Origin of the sequence: Rhodococcus sp. ACPA1, assembly GCF_002300195.1 — a bacterium.
In the GTDB taxonomy this organism is placed as follows: domain Bacteria; phylum Actinomycetota; class Actinomycetes; order Mycobacteriales; family Mycobacteriaceae; genus Rhodococcus_F; species Rhodococcus_F opacus.
Genome location: NZ_NSDX01000004.1, coordinates 559,368 through 585,493, shown reverse-complemented (window position 1 = coordinate 585,493; position 26,126 = coordinate 559,368). Strand labels below are relative to the sequence as shown.

General features: G+C 67.6%; 27 protein-coding genes. 13 read left to right on the top strand and 14 right to left on the bottom strand.

Features of this window, described 5'->3' with window-relative positions; all coding sequences use genetic code 11:
• Window positions 1–24 precede the first annotated feature (24 nt).
• Window positions 25–1,395 (bottom strand): DUF3100 domain-containing protein, encoded by a 1,371-nt coding sequence (locus CJ177_RS20635; protein WP_061042083.1) that lies wholly within the window; start codon window positions 1,393–1,395, stop codon window positions 25–27.
• Between the two features lie 227 nt (window positions 1,396–1,622).
• Between CJ177_RS20635 and CJ177_RS20630 the strand changes: the two genes are divergently transcribed.
• The 3 genes from CJ177_RS20630 (at window position 1,623) to CJ177_RS20620 (ending at window position 4,210) form a co-directional block, all read left to right on the top strand.
• Complete coding sequence (locus CJ177_RS20630; protein WP_095868479.1) at window positions 1,623–2,618, top strand: Lrp/AsnC family transcriptional regulator; 996 nt, start codon at window positions 1,623–1,625, stop codon at window positions 2,616–2,618.
• A 274-nt stretch (window positions 2,619–2,892) separates the two neighbouring features.
• Complete coding sequence (locus CJ177_RS20625; protein WP_005237816.1) at window positions 2,893–3,519, top strand: hypothetical protein; 627 nt, start codon at window positions 2,893–2,895, stop codon at window positions 3,517–3,519.
• 61 nt (window positions 3,520–3,580) lie between these two features.
• A complete protein-coding gene (locus tag CJ177_RS20620) occupies window positions 3,581–4,210 on the top strand; it encodes a nucleoside/nucleotide kinase family protein (RefSeq protein WP_005237815.1) in 630 nt (209 codons plus the stop codon).
• Between the two features lie 6 nt (window positions 4,211–4,216).
• Here the strand turns inward: CJ177_RS20620 and CJ177_RS20615 are convergent, their stop codons facing one another.
• The 4 genes from CJ177_RS20615 to CJ177_RS20600 are packed head-to-tail and all read right to left on the bottom strand — an operon-like array spanning window position 4,217 to window position 8,227.
• Entirely contained in the window at window positions 4,217–5,218 is a 1,002-nt protein-coding gene (locus tag CJ177_RS20615; protein WP_095868478.1) for a Gfo/Idh/MocA family oxidoreductase, read from the bottom strand.
• A 1-nt stretch (window position 5,219) separates the two neighbouring features.
• Window positions 5,220–6,404, bottom strand: a complete 1,185-nt coding sequence (locus CJ177_RS20610) for a Gfo/Idh/MocA family protein (RefSeq protein WP_095868477.1) — start codon at window positions 6,402–6,404, stop codon at window positions 5,220–5,222.
• Window positions 6,405–6,412: 8 nt separating this feature from the next.
• Window positions 6,413–6,772: a universal stress protein gene (locus CJ177_RS20605; protein ID WP_095868476.1), complete on the bottom strand. Its 360-nt coding sequence runs from the start codon at window positions 6,770–6,772 to the stop codon at window positions 6,413–6,415.
• Window positions 6,773–6,808: 36 nt separating this feature from the next.
• Window positions 6,809–8,227, bottom strand: a complete 1,419-nt coding sequence (locus CJ177_RS20600) for a sugar porter family MFS transporter (RefSeq protein WP_025431604.1) — start codon at window positions 8,225–8,227, stop codon at window positions 6,809–6,811.
• Window positions 8,228–8,404: 177 nt separating this feature from the next.
• On the opposite strand from CJ177_RS20600, the gene CJ177_RS20595 reads away from it, so the two are divergent.
• Both CJ177_RS20595 and CJ177_RS20590 read left to right on the top strand, forming a co-directional pair.
• Window positions 8,405–9,043, top strand: coding sequence for a TetR/AcrR family transcriptional regulator (locus CJ177_RS20595; RefSeq protein ID WP_005237810.1), 639 nt, complete (start codon window positions 8,405–8,407; stop codon window positions 9,041–9,043).
• Window positions 9,040–9,702 carry an enoyl-CoA hydratase-related protein gene (locus CJ177_RS20590; protein WP_095868475.1) on the top strand — a complete coding sequence of 221 codons (663 nt, stop codon included), beginning with the start codon at window positions 9,040–9,042 and terminating at the stop codon, window positions 9,700–9,702. Before CJ177_RS20595 ends, CJ177_RS20590 begins: the two co-directional genes overlap by 4 nt.
• Window positions 9,703–9,735: 33 nt before the next feature.
• Here the strand turns inward: CJ177_RS20590 and CJ177_RS20585 are convergent, their stop codons facing one another.
• From CJ177_RS20585 to CJ177_RS20575, 3 genes are read right to left on the bottom strand one after another with little or no spacing between them, the layout of a single operon-like run.
• Window positions 9,736–10,935 (bottom strand): acetyl-CoA C-acetyltransferase, encoded by a 1,200-nt coding sequence (locus CJ177_RS20585; protein WP_005237808.1) that lies wholly within the window; start codon window positions 10,933–10,935, stop codon window positions 9,736–9,738.
• A gap of 32 nt (window positions 10,936–10,967) precedes the next feature.
• The gene (locus CJ177_RS20580) at window positions 10,968–11,630 is read right to left on the bottom strand and encodes a 3-oxoacid CoA-transferase subunit B (RefSeq protein WP_005260718.1); all 663 of its coding nucleotides are present in this window, start codon (window positions 11,628–11,630) and stop codon (window positions 10,968–10,970) included.
• Window positions 11,627–12,394: a CoA transferase subunit A gene (locus CJ177_RS20575; protein ID WP_025431605.1), complete on the bottom strand. Its 768-nt coding sequence runs from the start codon at window positions 12,392–12,394 to the stop codon at window positions 11,627–11,629. Before CJ177_RS20575 ends, CJ177_RS20580 begins: the two co-directional genes overlap by 4 nt.
• Before the next feature lie 198 nt (window positions 12,395–12,592).
• On the opposite strand from CJ177_RS20575, the gene CJ177_RS20570 reads away from it, so the two are divergent.
• On the top strand, window positions 12,593–13,375 hold the full coding sequence (locus CJ177_RS20570; RefSeq protein WP_009476976.1) for an IclR family transcriptional regulator: 783 nt from the start codon (window positions 12,593–12,595) through the stop codon (window positions 13,373–13,375).
• Between the two features lie 242 nt (window positions 13,376–13,617).
• Here CJ177_RS20570 and CJ177_RS20560 read toward each other — a convergent pair whose 3' ends face one another.
• The 4 genes from CJ177_RS20560 to CJ177_RS20545 all read right to left on the bottom strand — a co-directional run bounded on the left by CJ177_RS20560 (window position 13,618) and on the right by CJ177_RS20545 (window position 15,656).
• Window positions 13,618–13,857, bottom strand: a complete 240-nt coding sequence (locus CJ177_RS20560; RefSeq protein ID WP_005237803.1) for a DUF6400 family protein — start codon at window positions 13,855–13,857, stop codon at window positions 13,618–13,620.
• 165 nt (window positions 13,858–14,022) lie between these two features.
• Window positions 14,023–14,577, bottom strand: a complete 555-nt coding sequence (locus CJ177_RS20555; protein ID WP_005243774.1) for a YceI family protein — start codon at window positions 14,575–14,577, stop codon at window positions 14,023–14,025.
• Between the two features lie 123 nt (window positions 14,578–14,700).
• Window positions 14,701–15,177: a carboxymuconolactone decarboxylase family protein gene (locus tag CJ177_RS20550; protein WP_005237801.1), complete on the bottom strand. Its 477-nt coding sequence runs from the start codon at window positions 15,175–15,177 to the stop codon at window positions 14,701–14,703.
• 17 nt (window positions 15,178–15,194) lie between these two features.
• Complete coding sequence (locus tag CJ177_RS20545) at window positions 15,195–15,656, bottom strand: MarR family winged helix-turn-helix transcriptional regulator (RefSeq protein ID WP_025431606.1); 462 nt, start codon at window positions 15,654–15,656, stop codon at window positions 15,195–15,197.
• A 100-nt stretch (window positions 15,657–15,756) separates the two neighbouring features.
• On the opposite strand from CJ177_RS20545, the gene CJ177_RS20540 reads away from it, so the two are divergent.
• Both CJ177_RS20540 and CJ177_RS20535 read left to right on the top strand, forming a co-directional pair.
• Window positions 15,757–16,266, top strand: a complete 510-nt coding sequence (locus CJ177_RS20540) for a VOC family protein (RefSeq protein WP_005237799.1) — start codon at window positions 15,757–15,759, stop codon at window positions 16,264–16,266.
• Between the two features lie 52 nt (window positions 16,267–16,318).
• The gene (locus CJ177_RS20535) at window positions 16,319–17,107 is read left to right on the top strand and encodes a pirin-like bicupin family protein (protein ID WP_095868474.1); all 789 of its coding nucleotides are present in this window, start codon (window positions 16,319–16,321) and stop codon (window positions 17,105–17,107) included.
• On the opposite strand, the gene CJ177_RS20530 is transcribed toward CJ177_RS20535, so the two are convergent.
• Together CJ177_RS20530 and CJ177_RS20525 are read right to left on the bottom strand one after the other, a co-directional pair.
• Window positions 17,070–19,775, bottom strand: coding sequence for an alpha-L-rhamnosidase (locus CJ177_RS20530; protein ID WP_095868473.1), 2,706 nt, complete (start codon window positions 19,773–19,775; stop codon window positions 17,070–17,072). The genes CJ177_RS20535 and CJ177_RS20530 overlap by 38 nt on opposite strands.
• Window positions 19,772–21,055 (bottom strand): MFS transporter, encoded by a 1,284-nt coding sequence (locus tag CJ177_RS20525; RefSeq protein WP_005237796.1) that lies wholly within the window; start codon window positions 21,053–21,055, stop codon window positions 19,772–19,774. The genes CJ177_RS20530 and CJ177_RS20525 overlap by 4 nt, the downstream gene beginning before the upstream one ends.
• A gap of 143 nt (window positions 21,056–21,198) precedes the next feature.
• On the opposite strand from CJ177_RS20525, the gene CJ177_RS20520 reads away from it, so the two are divergent.
• The 5 genes from CJ177_RS20520 to CJ177_RS20500 all read left to right on the top strand — a co-directional run bounded on the left by CJ177_RS20520 (window position 21,199) and on the right by CJ177_RS20500 (window position 26,101).
• A complete protein-coding gene (locus CJ177_RS20520; protein ID WP_037178969.1) occupies window positions 21,199–21,873 on the top strand; it encodes a TetR/AcrR family transcriptional regulator in 675 nt (224 codons plus the stop codon).
• Window positions 21,874–21,946: 73 nt separating this feature from the next.
• On the top strand, window positions 21,947–22,891 hold the full coding sequence (locus tag CJ177_RS20515) for an alpha/beta hydrolase (RefSeq protein WP_025431609.1): 945 nt from the start codon (window positions 21,947–21,949) through the stop codon (window positions 22,889–22,891).
• Window positions 22,888–23,958 carry a quercetin 2,3-dioxygenase gene (locus CJ177_RS20510; protein ID WP_005237793.1) on the top strand — a complete coding sequence of 357 codons (1,071 nt, stop codon included), beginning with the start codon at window positions 22,888–22,890 and terminating at the stop codon, window positions 23,956–23,958. Before CJ177_RS20515 ends, CJ177_RS20510 begins: the two co-directional genes overlap by 4 nt.
• Before the next feature lie 51 nt (window positions 23,959–24,009).
• On the top strand, window positions 24,010–24,687 hold the full coding sequence (locus CJ177_RS20505) for a FadR/GntR family transcriptional regulator (protein WP_005237792.1): 678 nt from the start codon (window positions 24,010–24,012) through the stop codon (window positions 24,685–24,687).
• A gap of 136 nt (window positions 24,688–24,823) precedes the next feature.
• A complete protein-coding gene (locus CJ177_RS20500) occupies window positions 24,824–26,101 on the top strand; it encodes an aromatic acid/H+ symport family MFS transporter (RefSeq protein WP_005237791.1) in 1,278 nt (425 codons plus the stop codon).
• Window positions 26,102–26,126: the final 25 nt, after the last annotated feature.

Below are 26,126 nucleotides of genomic sequence, written 5' to 3'. Positions count from 1 at the left end.
CGCGAACGGGGTTCGGCGTGCGAGTCACCTCCAGAATCCGAGCGCGAACTCGGCGATGAGGGTCGACAGCAGGAAGGAGGCGAAGATCGCGGCGAATCCGACGGGAACGATCTTCCACCCGATCATCCGGAGCGCCGGGAGATTCTTCCCCACGGCCAATCCGGCGAATCCCAGCACCACCGCGCACATCGACATGAAATCGATCGATTCGGTGTTGTGGACGATCCACGCCGATCCGGGAAACCAGGGACCCGATACGGAGACGCCGAGCACGCTGGCCCAGATGACCGCGGTGATCTTGCCGCGGGTCAGATGGGACAGTGCGGTCGCGACCAGCATGAGTCCGACGATGAGGGTGAATCCGATCGGAATGCTGGTGGTCGGCTCGCCGGCGGCGATCGTTGCGGCGGCGATGCAGATCGCGGCGACGATCGGGACGCTCAGGTAGAGCGGAACGGTGACCTTCACGTCGTCGTCGCCGAAGGGTGCGGCGTGCGTGTCGGCGGGGTCGGCCGCGTCGATCGGTGCGGACGATGAGGATTCGGTGCGCTCGCCCGAGACGACGGCGGGACGTGACGCGGAACGGGTGAGCAACCGGTACAGGCGATCTGCCAGCGGAAGGGCGATCCAGACACCGACGTAGACGCCGAGGATCATGGTGATGAGGTTCGACGTGGCCGCGAGTGCCAGGACCTGTTCGCCCACCTCCGGGTGAGCCGCGGAGATGGCCGCGGCACCGGCCGCCATCATCGATCCCGAACCGACGCCGGCACCCATCGCCAGCGCTAGCGGGTCGAAGATGCCCAACGACGAGGTCAGCGAGGCGATCAACGCAACGATGACGGCACCGAACATCGTCCCGAAGACGTACATCGACAGCACACCGCGATATTCGTCCGATTTCACCCCGAACCGGTCGCCCACGATGGCGAAGGATGCTTCCCGATCGATGGAAAACGTGGCTCCGACCGTTGCGCGCCCCATCCGCAGCGCCACCGCGAGGGGAAGGGCGATGGCGACGGTCCCGACGAGGTGGCCTACTTCCTGCAACAGCAGAGCAGGGCCGGCGTCGAACAGCACGTCGATGTTGGGACCGAGCGTGAGGCTCAACCGGGCGACCAGGAGCGAGACACCCACCGCCATGAGTGACTCGGCGACGGCCCACATCCGCGGAGTGAGGGGCCACCGCCGCTGCGCCGAGACGAACCCGCCGGCAAGGAGCGCCCACACCATCGGGTACACGGCGATCGCGGCCGGGCCGAGGTTGATCTTCCAGACGCCGACGGCCTGGAACGCCGACACGATCACGAGTGCGAGGACGGCCGGTAGCCACACTTCCCGTCGAAGCGGACCCGATGGTGTCCGACGGACCGACGGCGCAGGAATGACCTTCATGATTTGCCCCTACGAGGTGTAGTGCCGATATCGGCACGCAGGATTCGTGCATACGAGCTGCGGGAATGATGGCGCACGAGGGTCAGTGCGACGTCCGAGTCGCCGGATACCGGCACGGAACGGAAAGCGCGCGCAGAATGCAGGATCTGCGCGCCTAATATTGCAGGAGTAATGCCCGTCCGGGGCAGACGACCGGCAGGACCCGGCGGCGGGAGGATTCGCAGGACATGATCGACGCGAGAGACACGATCCTGTCGGAGGAGGACCGGCGTCTGATCCATGCGCTCCAGATCGCGCCGCGGGCCCCGTGGACCGCCCTGGCGCCCATCCTCGGAGTGGACGCCGTCACGATCGCCCGTCGGTGGTCCCGGCTGCAGTCCGAGGGGCTCGCCTGGGTCACCGCATACCCGGCCACCGCGGAACGCGTGCTTGCGCTCATCGAGCTGAAATGCCCACCCGGCCGCACACGCGCCGTGGCGGACGAGATCGGTCGCGACCGCGAAGCCATCACCATCGACCTGACGACAGGCGGCCGCGACCTGCTCGTCACCGCCGCATTCGAGGACCACGAGCAGCTGAGCGACTATCTCCTCGGACGCATGGGATCGCTCGACGGCATCTCGGACATGACCACGCACGTACTCACCGGCATCCACACCGACGCCCGCAGCTGGAGACTTCGGGCGCTGGACTCCACGGAAGCTGCCGCCGTGCAACAACTCGCCAACAGCGCGCCGGCGCCTCGTCGACTGCGGGCTCATCCGAGGGACGAAGCCGAGATCCTCCGCGAACTCGCCACTGACGGCCGACTGCCGGCGACCGAGATCGCTTCACGACTGTCGCTGAGCGTCGACAGCACGCGTGCATCGATGAACAGCCTGCTCGCCTCGGGTCGCGCCGTGATTCGCACGGAAGTCGCACGGCGGCACTCCGGGCGACCGGCATACGCGTGGTACTTCCTGAAGTCGCCGGCGCGATCGATGGATCAGGTACTCGACCGGCTGGCGACTCTCAGCGACGTCCGGCTCCTCGCCCCCACCATCGGTCCGTACAGCATCATCATGGCGATGTGGCTCCGGAATCTCGACGAGGTGCGCAAGCTGGAAACGGTCATCGAACAGCACTGCCCCGACGTGATCATCGAAGACAGATCGCTCGTGCTGCGCACGCCTAAGCATCTCGGTCGGCGACTGACCGCCACAGGCCAGACTTCGCACGGGTGAGTCGCCGTCGGTAACGACCGGACGTCACCCCATCGATCGCCCGATGTCACAGCGGTTCACTCTGATTGACCGGCTGTGACATCGGGCGATCGTGCGCCGGTGGCCTGGGCGTTGCTTCGTCGTCACCCTTCGGTGGTCGATTTGAAATGTTTCTTGACAACATGTCGTGTGAGTGAATAGGTTGTTTCCTACATCACTGACACCCTGTCGTGTGAACTGACGCACTGTTGTCTGACCCATTTCGTTCCTGAACCATCGACAGAGGCGGACCACCATGTCTTCACAGACCAAGGGAATCCTGATCCAGGCGGTGCTCGGTGCCGTCCTCATCTCGATTCTGATGATCCCGTTCCAGGGCCTCACCCCCTTCGCCCCGTACAGCGCGATGCTGATCTTTCCGGTGATGCTGTTCTTCACCCTCCAGGCGCCGCCGAAGGCCCTGTTGGGGATGTTCGCGAGTTTCGCGTGCGGTGTCGGCTGGGCCGGGTTGTTCATGCTCGTCAAGGACGTGCTGCCCGGGGTGCCGTTCGAACTGATGATGGGGGTCGGCGTGGCCCTCGTGATCTTTCTGATCCTGTCGGTGCACCCGATCCTGCTGGGAGGCACACCCTTCGGAGTGGTTCCGGCGGTGCTGCTGGGGCTGATCGAGTCATTGCTCGTCATGCTGCTGACCCCGATGCTCGCCGCCGGTGAACCGGGGCCGAACCTGCTGTGGCTCCTCGTGATCTTCGGTTACGGCTGCCTCATGACGTTGGTCCTGGTCGTGGTGCAGGACCGACTGATCGGTGCGGTGCTCGGGACGACGTGGCGTTCCGCCCCGACGGAGGACGCACCCAGTTCGCAGATCCCGACCACGCGGCCAGCGGGCAACCCCGATGTCACAGCGGTCCAATCCGACTGACCCTCTGTGACATCGGGCGCCGGGTGCGTGCGCCGCGGAGTGTCCGGACTACGGTCTTTCTATGGACGACGGTCGACTCGACGGACTCGTTGCGCGCGCCCGGGCGCTCGCCGAGCCGGGTGCGCGCCGCATTCTCGGCATCGCGGGACCGCCGGGCTCGGGCAAGAGCACCGTCGCCGCGGCAGTGCTGGCAGCGTTGGGATCGTCCGCGGTGGTGGTGTCCATGGACGGATTCCATCTGGCGGGTGCGGAACTGGTCCGCCTCGGGCGGGCCGGGCGCAAGGGCGCACCGGACACGTTCGACGCCGCCGGCTACGTGGCTCTGCTGCGCCGGCTCCGTGAACCCGCCGGCGAGACGGTGTACGCCCCGGAGTTCCACCGCGACGTCGAGGAGTCCTACGCCGGGTCGATCGCCGTCCCTCCGGACGTTCCGCTGGTGATCACCGAGGGCAACTACCTGCTGCTCGACGAGCAGCCGTGGTCGCGGGTGCGTGTCCTGCTCGACGAGGCGTGGTTCCTCGCCCCGGACGACGTGGAGCGCGTCACCCGGCTCGTCGAGCGGCACGTCCGTTTCGGCAAGTCACCCGAAGATGCGCGAGAGTGGGTGCGGCGCAGCGACGAACGCAACACCGCGTTGGTCGCGCCCGGCCGTGCCCGCGCCGACGTCGTCGTGCTCGGTGACCCCGTGTGACCGGTCTCAGGCCGGGTATTCGATCGGCTCCATCCGGCCGCTGGTGAGTGAGCGCGTCGCGGCTTCGGCGATCGCCTGCGCCTTCAACGCCTCCGCGAGGGTCGGGCCGATGGCGGCACCGTTTTCCAGCGCGTCGACGAAGTGGTCGAGCGCGGTGCGGTAGCTGCCTCTGATCCGTTCGAACCATCCCGCGTGCAAGCCGTCGTCGACCACGTGGCCGGCGCTGTACCGGGAGACGGATCCGGCGCGCTGCCGCCGCGCTTCGACCATGCCGGTCGAGCCGAGCACCTCGATGCGTTCGTCGTAGCCGTAGCCGATCCGCCGGGTGCAATCGATCTGGACGAGTGCCCCGCCGGGCAGACGCAGGGTGACCGCCGACGTATCGACGTCGCCGTACTCGGCGAGGCGGGGTTCGGCGAGCGTGGAACCGGTCGCGAAGACGGACTCGGGGTCGAGCCCGGAGATCCACCGGGCCAGGTCGAAGAAGTGGACGGTCTGGTCGCGCATCTGCCCACCCGAGACCGCGATGTACTCGAGCGGCGGCATCGCCGGACCGCGGCTGGTCATCTGGATCAGCTCCACCGATCCGATCTCGCCGGACGCGACCACCCGCTGCAGTTCGGCGTAGTCACGGTCGAAGCGGCGGTTGAAATCGACCATCGCCCGCAGTGATCGGGTTTCGGCGAAGCGGACGATGTCGACGGCGCGCGCAAGGTCGAGATCGATGGGCTTCTCGCACAGAGCCGGGATACCTGCCGTCGCCGCGGTGCGAAGGTGCTCGGCGTGGGTGTCGGTGGACGATGCGATGAAGACGGCGTCGATTGCCGCGGGGTCGAAGACTTCCACGAGATCGGTGGTGGCGCGGCTGCCGTGCCGCTTGGCGAGGTCCGTCGCGCGAGCGAGGTCGATGTCGAAGACGAGGGCCAGATCGACGTCGGGGTGGGCGGCGAGGTTGGCGCCGTGCACTCCGCCGATGAATCCGGCCCCGATGAGGGCGAATCGCTGCATGTCAGATACCGACCTTGTCGTGTGCGAAAGCGGGAACCACCCAGGCGGAGTCGGCGGCGTGCGAGGCGGCCGTCGCCTCGACGAACTGGACGCCGATCAGCCCGTCGCGTCCGGTGGGGAAGGACAGATCGCGGAGGGTGGTGGGAGTGTCGTCGCGGCGGGCGCGGAGTTCGTCCGCGAGATCGCGGTAGAAGTTCGCGAAAGCCTCGAGGAAGCCTTCGGGATGTCCCAGGCCGGGGCGGGTGAGCCGGCCGGCGTCCTCGGACAGCGTGCGCATCCCCTGCGCGAGGATCGTCGCGCCGCCGTCGAGGTCGCGCACCGTCAGGTGCTGGGGGTCCTCGTGCCGCCATTCGATGCTCGCGGCGTCGCCGAACACCCGGATGCGCAGGCCGTGCTCGTTGCCGGTCGCGGCCATGCTCGCCCACAGTGTCGCGGGTGCCCCGTTGGAGAGGGTGAGGCGGACGGTGGCGTTGTCGAACACCCGCCGTCCGGGGACGAGGGTGTCCAGTTCGGCAGACACTCTGGTGGCTTCGAGTCCGGTGATGTACCGCAAGAGGTGGAAGGCGTGGGTGCCGAGATCGCCGACGACGCTGGGGAATCCCGCGACGCCGGGGTCGGTGCGCCAGCGTGCCTGACGGTGCTCGCCGAGTTCGACGGGTGCCGCGGCCCAACCGGACGCGTGCTCGACCGCGGCGAATCGGATCCGGCCGAGGTCGCCGTCGCGCACCATCCGGGCCGCATGCCGGACCATCGCATACGCCGAATAGCAGTGCGGGACGGCGAGAATCGCACCGCACGACTCGGCGATCGCGACCAGTTCCGCAGCCGACGCCGAGTCGGAGGTGAGGGGCTTTTCGCACACCACCGAGATGCCCGCCTCCAGGAACGTGCGCGCGATATCGAAGTGGCTGTCGTTCGGGGTGGTCACGGCGACCACGTCGACGCCGTCCTCGCGGGCGGATTCCCGTTCCGCCATCTCCCGGTAGTCGCGATAGGTGCGGTCGGCCGGAACACCGAGGCTCTCGGCGATCCGCGCCGACGATGCGCCGTCTCGCCCGAAGACCCCTGCGTGCAGGTCGTATCGGTCGTCGAGGCGCATCGCGTAGCGGTGGGTCTTGCCGATGTCGGCGCCCTGCCCGCCGCCGACCATGCCCCCGACCAGGCGCAGGCTCCCTTGCTTGCTCAACTCGGCTCCTATTGAGGGGTTTTGACCGCGAGGACCGGGATCGGGGATTGCAGGATGAGGCGCTGGCTCACGCTGCCGAGCAGAGCCTTGCCGACCGCGCTGCGGCGTTTGACGCCGATCACGAGGCGATCGATGTCGGGTCGTTCGTCGAGCAGGTCGAGCACGGCGGTCGCGGGATCGCGGTCTCCACGGCCGATCCGGTCGAGGACGGTCACGCCGTCGTCCGCGAGAGTGTGCACCTCTTCGGGTTCGGTGAGGGAGAGGTTCACCACAAGGAGGTCGGTGCCCAGCATCGCGGCTTCCTTCTTGCCGGCGAGGAGGGCGTGCGATCCTTCGGAGGAGTCGGTCACGGCTACGAGCACTGTCATGGGATCAACCTTTCAGGGGACGCGGTGCGGCGACTGTCACGAGTAGTCGCGCCGGAACTGATCTTCGAGTTCCTCGAGCGAGCGGCCACGGGTCTCCGGTACCTGGGTTTTGATGAAGACGAGAGCCAGCACGCCGAGGCCGGCGAAGATGAAGAACGTCGCACCGATTCCCAGTGCGGCCACGACGGGCGGGAAGAGCAGCGCGACAACCGCGTTGGCGATCCACAGTGCGAAGATGCAGACACCGATGGCGAAGCTGCGGATCTTCAGCGGGAAGATCTCCGACAGCATCAGCCACACCAGGGGGCCGATCGTGGCCTGCATCGAGAAGACGAACAGCACCACGAACGTCAGGATCAGGTATGCCTTGAGGGTGCCGTCGGGCAGCAGGAACGCGGACAGGCCGACGAGCACGTGGAACGTGGTGGTGAGGGTGAAGCCGCCGATGAGCATCTTCCGACGGTCGATCCGGTTGATCAGGGCGACGCCGGTGAGGACGCCGAGCACGCTGAACAGACCGTTGAGGGTGTTCGCGACGATGGCGGCGTTGGAGGAGAATCCGGCGTCGCCGAGCAGCTGGGTGCCGTAGTACATCACCGAGTTGATGCCGGTGGCCTGCTGGAACACTCCGAGGCCGACGCCGATGAAGATGAGGCGGCGGATCCATTTCACCGACAGGTCGGCGGCCCCGCCGGTCTGTGAGAGCTTCTCTTCCTCGGCGAGCGCCCGAACTTCCTCCAACTCGGCACGTGCCCGCTCCGGGGACCGAACCTGGAGAAGCACGGCGAGCGCTTCGTCGTGCCGGTCCTGCGACATCAGCCAGCGCGGGCTCTCCGGCATCCGCAGCATTCCGGCGAACAGGAAGATGGCCGGTATGACGGCGACCAGAAGCATGAAGCGCCAGACGTTCTCGTGCTCGCCCCAGATGTTGAAGATGATGGCGTTGATCACGAATGCGGCGAACTGTCCGACGACGATCATGACTTCGTTGCGGGAGACCACGCTGCCGCGTCGTTCGGTGGGGGAGATCTCGGAGAGGTAGACGGGCACGGTCGCGGATGCGCCGCCGACGGCGAGGCCGAGAATGAAGCGGAACAGTGCGAGCACCTCCCACGTCGGGGACAGCACGCAGCCGAGCGTCCCGATCATGAAGATGATCGCGAGCACCAGGATGTTGTGCCGGCGTCCGAACCGGTCGGACATCCGTCCGCCGATGAGAGCGCCGATCGCGGCACCGAAGATCAGGATGCTCACCACCAGGCCTTCGGTGAACGAGGTGAGCTGGAGGTCTTCCTTCAGCGGTGCGAGTGCGCCGTTGATGACTCCGGTGTCGTATCCGAAGAGCAGGCCGCCGAAGGTGGCGACGACGGCGATGATGCCGAGTCTGTGCGAGTGCCGCCCGGGGGCTTCGGCAGGCAGGGACGGGGCGGTAGTTCGGGTGAGATCGCTGGCCATGAACATCTCCTCGACGTATTCCATGTACAGAACACGTAATGTGTTTATGTCCGAACAAAGCTAACCCATTGTGACTCGGGGCACAACGGCAAGCCAATCATCGGGCGGTTCCCGCGTCGCGATCGGTCGCTACCTACCCGCGAGTAATAGAACGCATGATCTGGTATCGTACGCGGTATGCCCAGGCCACGAGTCCACGACCTCGACGCCGCGCTCGATGCCGCCGAACGGCTGGCGGTGGAGGGTGGTCCGAGCGCGGTGACCCTGCGTGCGGTCGCCGCGGCCACGGAGATGTCGAACGGGGCCATCTATCACGCGTTCGGCTCGCGGGGAGGACTGGTCGGGCGCGCATGGTTGCGGGCGGCGCACCGATTTCTCGACCTGCAACAGGAATCGGTCGAGGAGGCGCTGGGGCGTGGTCCCGTGGACGCCGTCGTCGCGGCCGCCGACACCCCCGCCGTCTTCGCCGAGCGTTTCCCGCAGTCGTCGCGACTTCTTCTCACCGTGCGCCGCGACGAACTGCTCGGATCCGACGTCCCCGAGGACGTCGCCGCCGAGTTGTCGCGCCTCGACTCCGTCCTCGTCGAACTGTTCGTCCGGTTGGCGCTGGCGTTGTGGGGGCGCAAGGACGGTCGCGCGGTCGAAGTGATCGAAGCGTGCGTCGTCGGGCTCCCCACCGGACTGCTGCTGCACGCCCGGCGAAAACCGGACGACGCCATGCGCCGACGCCTCGAGACGGCGGTCCGCGCCGTCCTCGCACTCGACCCCCCGTCCCCGGGGAAACGTCACGACAGCAACACGAAAGGTTCCCGATGACCGCCACTCTCACCTACCTGGACACGATCTCCGTCCTCGACCTCGGCGACGACGAGAATCGTTTCTCCCCCGAGTGGCTCGACACCGTCGACCGGCTCCTCGACGACGCCCACGAACACGGCGCGCAGGCCCTGGTCACCACGGCCACGGGGAAGTTCTACTCCAACGGCCTCGACCTGGACTGGCTGATGGCCAACGGTGACCGCGCAGACTGGTACGTCGGGCGCGTGCAGGCCCTGTTCAGCCGGATTCTGACGCTCCCCCTGCCGACGGTGGCCGCGGTCAACGGGCACGCGTTCGGCGCAGGCGCCATGCTCGGAATCGCCCACGACTACCGGGTGATGCGGTCCGACCGTGGGTACTACTGCTTCCCCGAGGTGGACATCCACATTCCGTTCACCCCGGGGATGGCCGCGCTGATCCAGGCCAAGCTGACACCGCAGACCGCGATCACCGCCATGACCACCGGCCGCCGCTACGGCGGCGCCGACGCGCACACGAGTGGGCTGGTCGACGGGACCGCGCCCGAAGGCGCGGTCCTGGACGCTGCCGTCGACCTGATCACGCCGCTCGCGGGGAAGGACGCCGGCACGCTCGGCGCGATCAAGTCCACCATCTTCGCGCCGGCCGTCGCCGCACTCGCATCGGGCCGATCATGACCCGGTGACGCGAAAACTACTGTGCCAGAGTGATCACTCTCCGGGCACGTGGAGAATTAGGGCGTCGCCCTGCCCGCCGCCGCCGCAGAGAGCGGCGGCGCCGGTTCCACCACCGCGTCGTTTCAGCTCGAGCGCGAGGTGCAGTACGACCCGTGCCCCCGACATGCCGAGCGGGTGCCCGATGGCGATGGCGCCGCCGTTCACGTTGACCCGCGACGGGTCGACTCCGAGTTGCCGGGTCGACTCGATGCCGACTGCGGCGAAGGCTTCGTTGATCTCGACGAGGTCGAGCGCCGAGGGGTCGAGTCCCTCACGGGTACATGCCTTGTCGATGGCATTGGCGGGCTGCTGCTGGAGCGTCGAGTCCGGTCCGGCGACGACGCCGTGGGCACCGATCTCGGCGAGCCATTCGAGTCCCAGCTCCTCGGCCTTGGCCTTGCTCATCACCACGACGGCGGCCGCGCCGTCGGAGATCTGTGACGCGGAACCTGCGGTGACGGTGCCGTTCTTGCTGAAGGCGGGCCGCAGCTTCGACAGCGACTCGGCCGTGGTGTCGGCGCGGATGCCCTCGTCCTCGGTGACGACGAGCGGCTCTCCCCGGCGCTGCGGGATGGTGACGGGTACGACCTCGTCGTCGAAGAGTCCGTTCTTCCACGCGGCCGCGGCGCGCTGATGTGAGGCGGCGGCGAAGGCGTCCTGCTCTTCGCGACCGATCTTGTCGGTATTCGCGTTCCGGTCCTCGGTGAGCGCACCCATCGCCTGCTCGGTGAAGATGTCGTACAGGCCGTCGTAGGCGAGGTGGTCGACGAGGGTGGTGTCGCCGTACTTGAAACCGCTCCGCGAGTTCGGGAGAAGGTGCGGCGCCTGGGACATCGACTCCTGCCCGCCGGCGACGACGACATCGAATTCGCCGGCGCGGATCAGCTGGTCGGCGAGCGCGATGGCGTCGAGACCCGACAGGCACACCTTGTTGACGGTCAAGGCGGGCACCGACATCGGGATGCCCGCGTTGACCGCGGCCTGCCGGGCCGGGATCTGACCGGCGCCGGCAGTGAGGACCTGCCCCATGATCACGTACTCCACCAGTTCGGGTGCCACCCCGGCCTTGTCGAGGGCACCCTTGATGGCGATGCCACCGAGATCGGACCCGGAGAGGGACGCGAGCGAACCCGTCAGCCGGCCGACGGGGGTCCGGGCTCCGGCGACGATGACGGACCTGGTGCGAGAAGTCATGGGAGTGTCCTTGGTGTCGTGACGAATGTCGCTCAGACGAGCGCGGATTCGCGGATCTCGAGGGGGGTTCCGGTGGCGGCGACGACCTCGTCGACGGTGACGCCGGGAGCGACCTCACGGAGAGCGAGGGTGCCGTCGCCGACCACATCGATGACGGCGAGGTTGGTGATGATGCGGTTGACGACGCCCTGGCCGGTCAGCGGCAGGGTGCAGGCGTCGATGATCTTCGGGTTGCCGTCCCGGTCGGTGTGTTCCATGAGGACGATGACGCGGCTCGCGCCGTGCACGAGGTCCATCGCGCCGCCCATGCCCTTGACCATCTTCCCGGGGACCATCCAGTTGGCGAGGTCGCCGGTGCGGGAGACCTGCATGCCACCGAGGACGGCGGTGTCGATGTGGCCGCCGCGGATCATGCCGAACGACAGCGCGGAATCGAAGAATGCGGCACCGGCGTTGACGGTGACCGTTTCCTTGCCGGCGTTGATCAGGTCGGGGTCGACGTTCTCGTCGGTGGGGTAGGGGCCGGTGCCGAGGATGCCGTTCTCCGAATGCAGGGTCACGGTGACGTCGGTGCCGAGGTATCCGGGAATGAGCGTGGGCAGCCCGATGCCGAGGTTGACGTATTCGCCGTCGACCATCTCCGCGGCCGCGCGGGCGGCCATCTGCTCACGTGTCCATCCGTTGGTGCCGGTCATCGAGTGGCTCCTTCCGTGCTGCTGACTGTCCGCTTCTCGATCCGCTTGTTCTGGGGGCCGGTCTCGACGATGCGTTGAACGAAAACTCCGGGCAGGTGTACCTGGGCGGGGTCGATGGTGCCTGCAGGGACGAGTTCCTCGACCTGCGCGATGGTCACCTTTCCGGCCATCGCCGCGAGGGGATTGAAGTTCAGGGCCGACTTGTCGAACACCAGGTTGCCGGCAGTGTCGCCCCGCAGTGCGTGGACCAGGGCGAAGTCGGCGGTGATGCCGAGTTCGAGAACGTAGCGCTTGTCGCCGAACACCCGGGTTTCCTTCGGGGGCGACGCGAGCGCGACGGAACCGTCGTCGGCGTACCGCCACGGCAGTCCGCCGTCGGCGACCGGGCTTCCCACACCGGCGGGGGTGAAGAACGCGGGGATGCCCGCGCCGCCCGCCCGGAGGCGTTCGGCCAGCGTGCCCTGCGGGGTCAGCTCCACCTCGAGCTCACCGGAGAGGTACTGACGCGCGAATTCCTTGTTCTCGCCGACATACGACGCGGTGACGCGCCGGATCCGGCGGGCACCCAGCAGAATTCCGAGCCCGTGGTCGTCCACACCGCAGTTGTTGGAGAAGACCTCGAGGTTCCCGACGCCGGAGTCGGCGAGCGCGCGGATCAGCGAGTCGGGGATTCCGCACAGGCCGAACCCGCCCACGGCGATCGACGCGCCGTCGGACACGTCCGCGACTGCTTCTTCCGGGGTGTCGAACACTCTCGATCCCATGTGCATCCTTTCTCCTGGCCGCCGTACCGGCGATACCGTCTTCCCGCGAAGATTCGTCCACCTGATGGACAACCCTGCGCGACGAGCTGTGCTCCACTAAAAGGGGTCGCTGCATGCATTTCAAGGGTTACCGAAACAGTGCTCGCGGTCTGGACGTCACGCCGAAGAGCGTTCACTGAGTGAACGTATACTGCGGCCATGGACGACGCGCAGCGGCCGCAGGTCATTCGGCGGGTGGGAGCCCTCTTCCGGGCCATCGCCGCCCTCGAATCGTCGGGCTCCTCGACGTCCGCCCTGGCGCGGGAGACGGGTCTCGCCCGCCCCACCGTGCATCGCCTCCTCGTCTCGCTGGCCGAGGAGGGGCTGGTGGACCGCGACCAGAAGTCGGGGAAATGGTCGCTGGGACCCGAGCTGTACCTGCTCGGCTCACTCGCGGCCAGCCGGTACGACATCACGGACCGATCCCGCGACGTCCTGCGCGATCTGGCCCGCGAGACCGGCGAGAGTGTCTTCCTGTCCGCCCGCCGCGGCGACGAAACGGTCTGCATCGCGAGCGAGGAGGGCAGCTTCCCGCTGCGCTCCCACGTGCTGTACGTCGGCATCCGCCTACCGCTCGGGGTGGCGTCGGCGGGTCTGGTCATCCTGTCCCACCTGCCGGACCGCGACATCGACGACTACCTGTCGCGCGCCGACGTCACCGGCGAATGGGGAACGCAGCACAGGCGGGACGAGATCGCCGAGCGCATCGCGGAGACACGACTGAACGGGTACGCCGTCAACCCCGGGCTGCTCGTCGAGGGGAGCTGGGGGATGGGCGCCGCCGTCTTCGACGCCCAGGGATCACCGGCCTGGGCGCTGAGCATCACCGGTGTGGAGAGCCGGTTTCGCGAGGAGCGTCGCCGAGAACTGGGAGAACTCCTCCTCCGCCAGGCGCACCGGCTCACCCAACTCCTCGCCGACAGGCCGCGGAGCCGGGGGTGAGCACGATTCGGTCCGGCGCCTACGCGGCTTTCCGTCGCCGCTGAGGTCGCCCGTGGCGGGTGTCGATACTCCACAGGTGGGTGCAGTCGGGGCACTGCAGATGGACGTGGGTGCCCTGATTGCTCAGCAGGTACTGCCAATGCCGGTCGCAGTTGCGGCCGGACCCGCAGTCGCCGCAGTCCGAGCCGTGGTCGCAGCCCGGGCAGGGCAACCAGGCGCGACGGGAGAAGTCCGCGGTCGGATCAATCGGTAACACGGCCCACCGTCCGATCCGGGAGCACACCCGCCTGGACCAGCTCGTCGTAGATGCGCTGCTGCTCGGGGTCGAGACCGGAGTACAGCATGTCGTACGCCCGCTCCTCCTCCGCGAGCACGGCGACGGGATCCCAGTCCTCGCCGATCGCCTCGAGAACAGCGGTGCGCCGCCGCGCTTCGTCCAGCGTGAGGTCGAGCGCGAACGAGAGTTCGGAGTCGCTACCCATGTGGTCACCTTCGTTTCGCAGTCGCCGTTATCGAAGGGGCCAGGGTCACTCGAGCCCGCCCAAGATCACAATGACCTGGATCACGTCGATCGAAAGTGTTGCGTCGTATCAACGACGAAACGCCCCGCCATCCGGGTGGATGACGGGGCGCTGGTGCGAGTGGGGTCAGGCCTGCAGGCCGGCCTCGATCTCGAGGGTGATGGTGATCTTGTCGCCGACGACGGCTCCGCCGCCTTCGAGGGGCATGTCGATGGTGATGCCGAAGTCCTTGCGGTTGAGGACGGTGGTGGCTTCGAAGCCGGCGACCGGTCCGTTGCCCATGCCGGGGTTGACGCCGTTGAACTCGAGGGCGAGCTCGACGGGGCGGGTGACGCCGTGGAGGGTGAATTCGCCGTCGACCACGTAGTCGTCGCCCTTGGCGCGGACGGCGGTGGAGGTGAAGGTGGCGGTGGGGTACTGCTCGGCGTCGAAGAAGTCGGCGGACTTGATGTGGGCGTCGCGGTCGGTGTTCTTGGTGTCGATGGACGCGACCTGGATTTCGGCGGTGACGGCGGCGGTGCCGTCCTCGGCGACGGTGATCGCGCCGGCGAAGTCGTTGAAGGTGCCGCGGACCTTGCTGACCATCAGGTGGCGGACGGAGAAGCCGACGGTGGAGTGGACGGTGTCGATGGCCCAGGTTCCGGCGGTGAGGTTGGGCAGGGTGGCGGTGGCGGTGGTCATGAAAACTCCTTGGGATGTCGAACGGTCACTCGAAATCGAGGTAATTGAATCTGCAACTACTACGTTAAGCCGAAGTCGTTGCAATGTCAACTAAATTCTGCGAAACGCAGGTGAACTGCGGAGTTACTGCTTCGGCCGGACCGGATGGCGGCTGACGATGGAGATCCGGTTGAAGGCGTTCATGGTGACGGCGATCCAGCTCACCGTGGAGATCTCCTGCTCGGAGAGGGATCGCCGCGCGAAGGCGTAGTCGGTCTCCTGGGTATGCGCGTCCGGGAGGGTGGTGATCGATTCGGCCAAGGTGAGCGCCGCGACCTCGCGTTCGGAGAACAGCGTCGTCTCCCGCCATGCGGGCAGAACCGCGAGGCGCTGCTGGGTCTCGCCGGCCGCGAGCGCCGCGGCGACGTGAACGTCCAGGCAGTACGCGCAGCGGTTGATCTGGGAGACGCGCACGTTGATCAACTCGACGAACCGCCGGTCCATCCCGGCCTCGGTGGTCGCGTGCCGGATGGCCTTGGCGACGCCGATCTGCGCCTGATAGACGGCCGGACTCTGCTTGTCGATGTGAACGTAGTCGTTCTCCGCTGACGTGCTGCTCATGGCCGACCTTTCCGAACTCAGGGGTGTTCCAGCAGGTGGGTGCGCATTTCGGCGAAGTCGTGGCCGAGGATGCCGACGTCGCGGGGGCTGAGCAGGTCGAACATGTTGCGGCGCACCTCCGCGACATGTCCGGGGCTGGCGGCGGCGAGCTTCTCGGCGCCGGCGTCGGTCAGCTCGGCCAGTGTTCCGCGTTTGTCGTCTTCGCATTCGACGCGGCGCACCCAGCCGGCGTCGACCAGCCGGCTGATGGCCCGGGTGACGCCGCTGCGAGTGGTGGTGACCGCGTCGGCGAGTTCACGCATCCGTAGTTGTCGCTGCGGCGCCTCCGACAGCACGACGAGCAGTTCGAAGTCCGTGAACGAGATGCCGGCGTCTCGGGTGAGCTGCCGGTCGAGTGCCTGCAGGAGGAGGCGTGTGGCGTCCAGGTAGGCACGCCAGGTGTTCTGTTCTTCGGCGCTGAGCCATCGGGTCGGTTCCACGGCACCAGCATAGCCCAAGTAGTTGACAACGCAACGAGTTGTTGTAGTCTGAATTTAGTTGAAAGCGCAATTACTGCGCTCCGCGGAGAGGGGCAGGGCAATGAGCACCACAGACGAGCAGGAGCGTTCGCAGAGGTTCGCGGAGCAACGCGACCGGATCCGCGCCGAGCATCTGAAGCCGGTGGCGTCGAGGCCCGCGTCCTCGGCCCGCGGCCTCCACCACACCGCGCTGATCAGCAGTGACGTCGAGCGCACGGTCCGGTTCTATCAGGATCTGCTCGAGTTTCCGCTCACCGAGCTGATCGAGAACCGGGACTACGCCGGGTCTTCGCATTTCTTCTTCGATATCGGCAACGGCAACCTGCTGGCATTCTTCGACTTCCCGGGCCTCGACATCGGCCCGTACCAGGAAGTGCTCGGCGGACTCCACCACATCGCGATCAGCGTCGAACCCGGCCGGTGGGACCACCTGCGCACGAAACTGATCGACGCCGGCGTCGAACTCGTCGAACACAGTGAGGTGTCGATGTACTTCCGCGACCCCGACGGTGCCCGCCTCGAACTCATCGCCGACCCGCTCGGCGAAATGTACGGCTCACACGTTCTCTGAGGACCCTGACTCTGGGAACCCCTGCTCTGAGAAACCTGGAAAGGATTCGCTCATGACTGCCGCCATCACCCCGCCCCGCCTCGACGTCCGCCGAGCCGACGACCGGTTCAAGACCAACGCCGGCTGGCTGGATTCCAAGCACTCCTTCTCGTTCAGCCGCCACTACGACCCGGCCAACACCCATCACGGGGTGCTGATGGTCAACAACGACGACATCGTCGTCCCGGGTCAGGGCTTCGACACCCACCCCCACCAGGACATGGAGATCGTCACCTGGGTGCTCCAGGGTTCACTCGTGCATCAGGATTCGATGGGCCACTCCGGCGTCATCTACCCGGGACTGGCCCAGCGCATGAGCGCGGGAACCGGAATCCTGCACTCCGAGAAGAACGACTCGTGGCGACTGGACGGCGTCACCGGTGAGCATGCCGACGAGCACACCGATCCGGTCCATTTCATTCAGATGTGGGTCGTGCCCGACGAAGCCGGCATCACACCCGGTTACGAGCAACTCGAAATCGACCACGAGTTGCTCGCCGGTGGACTGGTCCCTGTCGCATCGGGCATGCCGGACTACGCCGACCACTCGGCGATCCGGATCAAGAACAAGTACGCGGCAATGCATGTCGCACGACTGCAGCCCGGGCAGGCGCCGGTCACCCTGCCCGACGCACCGTTCCTCCACGTGTTCGTCGCGCGCGGCGAAGCGTCGATGGAAGGCGTCGGCATCCTCGCCGAGGGTGACGCCGTCCGGCTCAGCGGTGGCGGCGGCCAACAGGTGACCACCGACACCGGCGCCGAGATCATCGTGTGGGAGATGCACGCGACGATCGCTGCATGACGCGAGTCGCGGGGCAGGTGCGGGTGTAGGTTCCGGACCGGAGGAGTTCCGCGGTGTCTCCCAGGCGGAGTTCGCATTCGCTGCCTGCCGGCACGGTCAGGCTCAGGGTGAACACGTCGTCGGTGATCGTCCAGCGCACCGCGATGTTTCCGTAGGGGCTGCAGTGCTCGGCGTGGGCGGCGTTGATGTCCCCGCCGGGACGCGGATCGACGACGAATCGGCGATAGCCGACGGTGTCGGGGCCGGTGGTCTCGGCCGGGCGCAGCCCGGCGACGAACTGGTGCAGAAACGAGATGACCGCGCCCTTGGCGTAGTGATTCAGTGAGGCGGTGGCGCGGCCGTTCTCGTCGACTCCGTCCCAACGCTCCCAGATGGTGGTGGCGCCGCGGTCGATCATCTCCATCCAGGACGGATTGCCGGTGGACAGCAGTACCCGGTAGGCGGTGTCGAGGTGCCCGTTGCGCGCAAGTGCGGGCAGCAGCATTCCGGTGGCCAGGAAACCGGTGCCGAGGTGATAGTCGTTGTCGGCGAGCAACTGTGCGAGTTCGTCGGCGAACCGCCGGCGACCCTCGGCCGGGACGAGGTCGAACTCCAGGGCGCGAACATAGTTTGCCTGGGTCGGGTGGGTCAGAGTGCCCTCGGGCGTGATGAATTCGCGTTGCCAGGCGTGGACGGCTCCCGCGGCGATCGCGGTATACCGGCACGCATCCCGGTCGCGGCCGAGTACACCGGCGATCTGCGCGAGCAGTCCGGCCGACCGCGCGAGGTACGCGGTGGCGACCACACTGTGATCGCGGGCGGGATCGGGGGCGGGAATCTCGTCGGGCTCGAGCCATTCTCCCCAGTGAAAACCGGTGTCCCACAGATATTCTTCGTGAGGGTCCGGCACGGGACGCGCACGCGCGCGGTCGGGATGCCGGCGGTCCCGGGCCGCGCCGGCGGCCAGCTCGACCCACCGGGTCATGGAATCGTACTGGCGTTCCAGGACTTCGACGTCGCCGTACAGTCGCCACAGCTGCCACGGGACGATGACGGCCGCGTCGCCCCACCCGGCCGAGCCGTTGGCGATGTCGGCGAAATGGTTGCCCGACGGCTGATTGCCTGCCGGGTTGGGCACGATGTTGGGTACCGTGCCGTCCGGCCACTGGTCGGCGGCGAGATCACGCAGCCATTTGTCGCTGAACCCCGCGACATCGTGTGTGAAGGCGGCCGTTTCGACATAGATCTGCCAGTCGCCGGTGAAGCCCGACCGCTCGCGCTGGGGGCAATCGGTGGGGACGTCACAGGCGTTGCCGCGGAAACTCCACACCGCGGCGGCGTGCAGTTTCTCGAGACGATCGTTGTCGCACCCGAAACTCCCCACCTGTTCCAGGTCGGTGTGCACGACGGCGGCGGTGATCGTGCCGGGCCCTGGATTCTTCTCGAGCCCGTCGATCTGGACATAGCGGAACCCGTGTGTGGTGTGCCGCGGCTCGAATGCCTCGCCGGGGTGCCCGGACGACACGACGTGGTCGACCTGACCGGCGGGCAAACTGGTGCCTGTGGCGAATTCGAAGGCGCGCAGGTGATCCGTGTCGACAGTCCCGTCGACTGCCAGAGCCTCTCCGTGGGTGAGGGTCACGTGGGTGCCGGCCGGGCCGAGGTCGGCCGCGGTCACCCAGCCGCTGATGTTCTGCCCGAAATCGACGACGTACGTTCCCGGTCGGGGCTCGGTGACGGCCACCGCCGCCAGGGTTTCGATCCGGCGCACCGGGGGTGCCACGCCGGTCGTCAACCGGGAACGATCGTCGTAGAGGCCACCGCGAGCGACCACGGCGGGGTGGTGTACCTCGTCGGCGGGCACCCGGCGCAGATCCACCCGCTGGCCGTCCATCAGGTCGGCGTCGATCTCACTCGGTGCGCTGGTCCAGCCGTCGCCGGTGCCGAAGCGTTCCGACGTTCCGTCCGCATACCGGACGTGCAGTTCCGCGAGCGCGGCCACCCGATCCCCGAAACCGTCGCCGTGGCGCTCGAACCCGTGCCGGCCACGGAACCACCCGTCGCTCAGCAGGATTCCCAGGTCGTTGTGTTCCGGGCGCAGCAGGTCGGTGACGTCGACGTGCTGCACCTGCAAATGTGATCGGTAGGAGGTGAAGCCGGGGGTCAGCTCGTGATCACCGACCCGGACATCGTTGACGAAGAACTCGTAGATGCCGTGAGCGGTCGCGAACAGCGAGGCGTGGGCGATCTCCGCCCGCGGTCGCCAGGAGGCGCACAACCGGTATGCGGGACGGTGACCGAGCGGGGGAACGTCCGGCTCGTACGGTTCGATCCAGTCGGCCGCGAGGTCGCCGCCGTGCAGGAGACCGGTGACCCACGGAGCGGGCTCGGACCAGTCGCTCGGTCCGAGATCCGTCCAGCACCGCACCTGCCAGGTGCGTTCCTCGCCTGCGGTCGGCACCGGATGCGTTGCGGTCCAGGGTCGTACGAGGACGTGGTCACGACCCTCGATGATCTCGGTGGTGAACAGGGTGCTCGACGTGCGGTCGGAGAGGCTCGCGACCCGGATCTGGTACGCCAGCTGACCGGTGCTTCCGGTGGGCAGCCGCCAGGACAGTCGCGGGTGGGCGGTGCCGCAGGGTTCCCCGGGCCGCAGATGTTCGAGACGCAGGTGTGTCGGTGTCGTCATCGGATCGACCGCACGAAGAGAACGGCTGCACCGGCGACGGCGGCGCAGGCCGCCAGAATGCAGAACAGAAGCGCATAGTTGTTGCCGGTGAGGGGCAGGAGCACGGCCCCGATGAGCGGGACGACGGCGTACGGGAGTGTGGCCGCCACCTGGTACACACTCATCGCCTTGGCCGTCTGCCGGACGTCGGGCACGACCGCGGCGGCGATCGCGATGTCGACCGTGAGATAGCACGCCTGACCGATCGTGAAGGCGACGAACGCCAGCAGGAACCCGCTGACGTGCGGGTTCACGGCCAGGTACACCAGCGCACCGCCGGTGAGGAACGACGCGACGGCCACGAAGGCCTTGCGCCGGCCCAGCTTGTCGGAGAGGAATCCGGCGAGCAGGAACGACACGATCGAAATGGGCGTGGTGACGGCGGTGGCGTGGGCGTATTCGGCGGCCGCGTCCGTGATGCTCAGCCCGGCCGCGTCGACCAGGAAGTAGGTCGCGTAGGTGGTGAGCCCGACCATCGCGAGCCCGAACAGAAACCGGCTGATCCAGTTGAGCGCGAAGTCCGCGTGCCGGATCGGGTTTATCCAGTAGCTCGACGCGAACTCGCGAAAGCTGTAGGGCTGCAGCGTGGCCGGGTCCACACCCGAGTCGGCGCCTCGGATGACGACGGCGACCACGGCCAGGCACACGACGGCGGCGATACCGGGGATGATCATCATCGGCACCGGGTGGTCGGCGAGACGGCTCCCGAGAGTGACGCCGGCGAGGACGGCGAACGCCGTGACGAAGCCGATCATGCCCGACAGCCGGGCGCGCAGATGGTCGGGGACGAAGTCGGGGATGAGCGCGACGAACCCGGCCAGCGCCGCGGAGTACCCCAGTTGCGCGAGTGCCCAGCCCGCGGCGATCGCCGCGACGTTCGTCGCCAGCGCGATCACGGTGAGACCGGCCAACGCGACGAGAGCGCCGCCGATCAGCCACGGCGTGCGTCTTCCGAGCCGGCTGGTCGTGCGATCGGACAGGGAGCCGAACAGCGGTATCGAGGCGAGCGCGACGAGGGCGCCGATCAGCACGACCGTCGACAACCCGAGCGTCTTGCCTTCGGCGTCCACGCCGAAGATGCGGATCGACAGCGTGATGATCGTCGGGGTCAGGCTGCCGAAGTACACCCCGAACGCGCCGACGACCAGTGCGGGGACGACGTAGCGGGGACCCGGCGCGGTGACCGCGGACGGGTGGCCGAGGTGTGCGGGGGACGGGTGTGTGGAGCGAACGGTAGCCATCGGCGTTCCGCCTTCCGTGAAGTGAAGATCCGCGCGGCGAGGTGGGGCGCAGCGGACGTCGCAGTGTGATGCACAGCACCGTACACGAAAACCGGGTGTATCCGGTTTTCAATTCGAGAATCGTGCTGTCGTATCGTGGCGACATGGGAAAACGGGCGCGTGGCAGCTACTCGGTGGGCATCGAGCGGCGCACGCGAATCGTGGAAGCGGCCGCGGGGCGATTCTCGGCGGAGGGGTACCACGCGACCACGATGGCCAGCATCGCCGCCGACGCGGGGATCAGTGACAGCGGTCTGCTGCACCACTTTCCGACGAAGAAGCACCTGCTTCTGGCGGTTGCGCAATACCGCCTCGACACGTCGGCGGAGTGGTGGGACACCCTCCCCGCCGAGGCGTCGGGTCTGGCAACCCTGGATGCGATGGTCGACGCCGCGCGGCGACTCGTCGAACAGCCCGGTCTCATCGAACTGTTCGTGCTGGTCAGTGCGGAGGCGGCCGATCCGAGCAGTCCCGCTCACGCCGTCTTCGCGCAGCGCTACGACGGCGCCGTCGAGGCCCTCGCGGATCGCCTGCGCCAGGGGGTGCACCGAGACGGGCTGCCGGCATCGCTGGACTACCCGGCGCTCGCGCGCGAATGCATTGCGGTGAGCGACGGCCTGCAGTTGCAGTGGGTGCTCGGCGACGGGGCCATCGACATCGTCGAGGGTGTCCGCGGACATGCCGCCCGGCTGACCGCCGCGCTGACCGGCGCGACGGAGGAAGAATCCGGGTCTTCCGTTCGGGTTGCCGAAGCTGCTACTGTGCCCGACAGACAGTGACCTAAGGAAGGGCCTTACAACCGCGCAAGCGGCGACCCAGGCCCGGGTCCTGCATCCGAAGGAGTTCAGTCCCTTGGACACGGCTTCGACCGTCGTCCGCCGATCCACCGTCGAGTACGCCCCCGATCTGCTACTCGATCTCGTCCGTCCCGCCGAAGCAGAGCATCCCTTGCCTGCGATCGTGTGGGTGCACGGAGGTGGTTGGCGGCTTCAAGACCGCACTGCATGCCCAGATCTGGTGCAACACTTCGCAGGACACGGCTATGTCATGGTCAGCATCGACTACCGGCTCGCGCCCGAGACCTGCCACCCCGGCCAGCTCTTCGATGTCCGGCGGGCGGTGCGCTGGCTGCGCGCCAACGCCGCGGACCACGGCATCGATCCCGACCGGATCGGTGTGTGGGGGTCGTCCGCCGGTGGGCACCTCGCGGCATTGACCGGAGTGCACTCGGGCACAACACGATTGCCCGGGGAAGAACCCGCGACCGTCGACAGCTCGGTGCAGGCCGTCGTCGACGGTTACGGGCCCGCCGACCTGCCCGGCCTCGTCGATCTCTCCACGGAACGGGCACCGGGGGAGGACCATTCCCCGGAGGCGTCGTTGCTCGGCGGCGCGATCCGCGACCGACCGGACGCGGCGCGATCCGCGAGCCCCGCGCTGCAGGTGGCGCCCGGAGCACCGCCGTTTCTGGTCATGCACGGTCTCGGCGACAATCTGGTGCCGTTCACACAGAGCGTGGCGTTGTACGACGCGCTCGTCGCTCACGGCAACGACGCCATTCTCTACCTGATCGAGGGATTCGGGCACGGGTTCTTCAACCCGGGCCACGTCCTCGAACTCGGCCCCGACCAGACCCTCGACCAAGGCCATCTCGAACGAGATCCGCAGGCACCGGCATCGACCCGCGCGGTGACCGATTTCGGTCGCGCACTGACCGAGAGGTACCCCTCCGCCTCGTTCGCTGCGGTCGAAGCCTTCTTCTCGCACACACTGAAACCAGGAACACGTACCCCATGACTACTTTCGACATTCCGGTCCTCGACGACGTCCACGCTGCCGCTCCGCAACTCGACACCCTCCCCGGCCGCTGCGTGCCCTACGCCATGGCGGCCGGTGAAGGTGAACGCCACGAACTCGGCGGGCAACTGATCACCGTCATCGCCCGGCCGGAAGACACCGGCGGGCAGTTCGGTGCCGCATATGTGTACGGCGGCAAGGGAACCGAGACGCCGTTCCTCGCCCACGATCGCGAGCACCGCTTCCTGTACGTCACCGACGGACGGCTGCAGGTCTGGTTGCCGGGCGAATCGCACGTGCTCGTGCCCGGCGACTCGGTCACCGTCCCGGCCGGGACGCCGTACGCCTACCGCATGCTGGCGCACCGGACACGGTTCCTGAGCTGGCTCACCGTCGGCGACGGGCACCGGTGGTCGCAGGCCACCGGCCAGGCCACCCAGTCGCACGTCTTCGACGCCGAGACGGCGCCGATGTCGGACGCGCGGCAGTCCGAACTCGCGGACCAGTTCGGTGTCCGGTTCCACGATCTCGCGAAGACGGACCTGCCTGCGGTGACCGGCACGGCGTTGCCCGCCGCGGAGTCCCCCTACGTGCTGCAGGCAGGCGAAGGCGACCGCTGGGCGAGTCTCGATCAGCTGAACACGTACCTCGCCCGGCCCCGGAACACCGGCGGAACGTATTTCGCGATGCACACCATGGGCGGGAAGAGTTCGTACATTCCCCGGCACTTCCATCGCGAGCACACCGAGAACTTCTTCTGCATCGAGGGGCGAATTCTCTTGCACGCCAACGGCCGGGAGATCATGCTGACCAAGGGTGATTTCCTCCATGCGCCGGCCGGGACGATTCACAGTTTCGCGTTCGACAGCCACGACACGCAGATGCTCGGCCTGCTGACCACCGGCGTGTTCGAGAAGTTCTTCGAGTACATGAACGTCCCGACGGACGCGCACGTGCACACCGAGGGGGGCGACATGCAGTTCCCGGCCGAAGGGTTCGCACGGGCGCGTGCCGAGCTGGACCTCGAGGTCGTCGGCCCGCCGCCGGCACGAGGCGACGATCGGTGAGACCTGCCCGGCGCGCACACCGCCGGAGCGGCTGAGCTCTACACTCGAGCCATGGCGATCCAGAGCACCGTCACCCGGGCAGAGTCCCTGGTCGCCCACATCCAGGACCGTATCGCCGCGGGTGAACTCGCGCCCGGTGATCGGGTGGGCACCCGCAAGGAACTCCAGGCGGAGTCGGGGATGGCCCGCGGTACGGTCATCGAGGCCGTCCGGCTCCTGCAGGATCGGGGAGTCATCACCGTCCGGCCCGGGCCCGGCGGTGGCCTGTTCGTCGCCGAACCGTCCTCGGTGGTCCGGCTCGGCCGCACCCTGCTGACCGTCGAGGGCGACGCGGCGGGAGTCGCCGACGCCATCGCCGTCCGGGAAGAACTGGAACCCCTTGTGACGGAACTGGCCGCCCGGCACCGGACCGATGCCGACGTCGCCGACCTGCGGCAGGTGATGACCGTTCTCGAGGATTCGGCCGGCGACCCCGAGGCGTTCATCCGTGCCGTGTGGGATCTGCATCGCCGGATCGTGGCGATCGGCCCCAACCAGGTGTTGCGCGAAACCTATCTGAGCCTCGAAACCTACGTCGAGCAGCACGCGACGCGAGCGAGCCGCGAACGAAGCGCCACCAACAGCGAGTATTTCGCGCGACGGATCGACGTGCACCGCGCGCTGGTCGATGCCATCGAGTCCGGCGACCCGGCCCGTGCCCGCGCGGCCGCTCAGGCGCACGCTCACTGAGCAGTCGCTTCTCGCAGCCCGTTCTCGAATGCAGTGCTTGACAGAGGGCAGTGGTCTGTGGCTACCATCACACATAACGGTTATAACCGTTTATTGGAGGAGTTGATCCTCCCCCCACTGACCAGGAGTGTTCCGCATGAATTTCTCCACGTCCTCGCCCGGCGGCCGCGGCAGAGTGCTCGTGCCCGTCCTCTGCTGGGCTGCCCTCCTGAGCGACGGATACGACCTGTTCGTCTACGGCGCCACCCTGCCCGCCCTGATCGGACACGCCCCCTGGTTCATCACCGCGGGGGCGGCAGGCACCGTGGGCAGCGCCGCCCTGGTCGGCGTCCTCGTCGGCTCGCTGACGGCCGGGACGCTCACCGACATCCTGGGCCGTCGCCGCCTGTTCCTCGCGTGCCTGACGCTCTTCTCGACGGCAACCCTGGTCACCGCGATCGCCCCCACCTTCGAGATCTTCGCCGCCACCCGGTTGGTGGCCGGCCTGGGGATCGGCGGGTTGATGCCCACCGCCATCGCGATGGCGGCGGAGTTCGCATCCCCGGCCTACCGGTCCCGGATCCTCGGCATGGTGCTCACCGGACCGGCGTTCGGCGGCGTCCTCGCGTCGACCGCATCCCTGCTGCTGCTCGAAGAGTTCGGCTTCCGCCCCGTCTACGCGCTCGGTGCGGTTCCGCTGATCACGTTGCTGCCGTTGGCGTTCGCGTTTCTGCCGGAGTCGAGGGCGTTCGTCGCCGGACGATCCTCCGAGGACCGGGCGTCGAAGTCGCCGGTCGCCAAGCTGTTCGGTAACGGGATGGGGCGGGCGACGGTCGGCATCTGGTTCGTCGCAATCTGCAGCATGCTCACCATGTTCGGCGTGACCACCTGGTTGCCGCAGATCATGCGCAATGCCGGCTATCCGATCGGTTCGGCGGTGACGTTCCTCCTCGTCTACAGCGCCGGCGCCATCGTCGGGACGCTGCTCGCCTCCGTGCTGGCCGAACGGTTCGGGCCCAAACCGCTGGTCCTGACCGGGTTCTCCACGGCCGCAGTCTCTCTCGCGCTACTGGGCACGCACCCGCCGACCGCCGTCCTGATGCTGCTGGTGGCGCTGGCCGGATTCGGCGGCCTCGGCACCCAGAACATGCTCAACGATCACATCGCGACGTTCTACCCCGCCCGGTTCAGGGCAACCGGACTCGGATGGGCGCTCGGAATCGGACGGGCGGGCGCGATCGCGGGCCCGACGTACGGCGCGTTCTTCGTCGCCGGTGGCGGTGCCGTCATCGTCAGCTCACTGGCGTTCGCCGTGCCCGCGCTGATCGGCGGAGTCGTCATGGCGACCCTCCCGCGACGCCCCCGCACCACCCCCGCCGATGCGGACAACCACCTCGAAGCGGCCACCCCGCGCAGCACCGAAGTTTCCCGCTAGAACTCGCCACCGAAGGGTGGCGGAC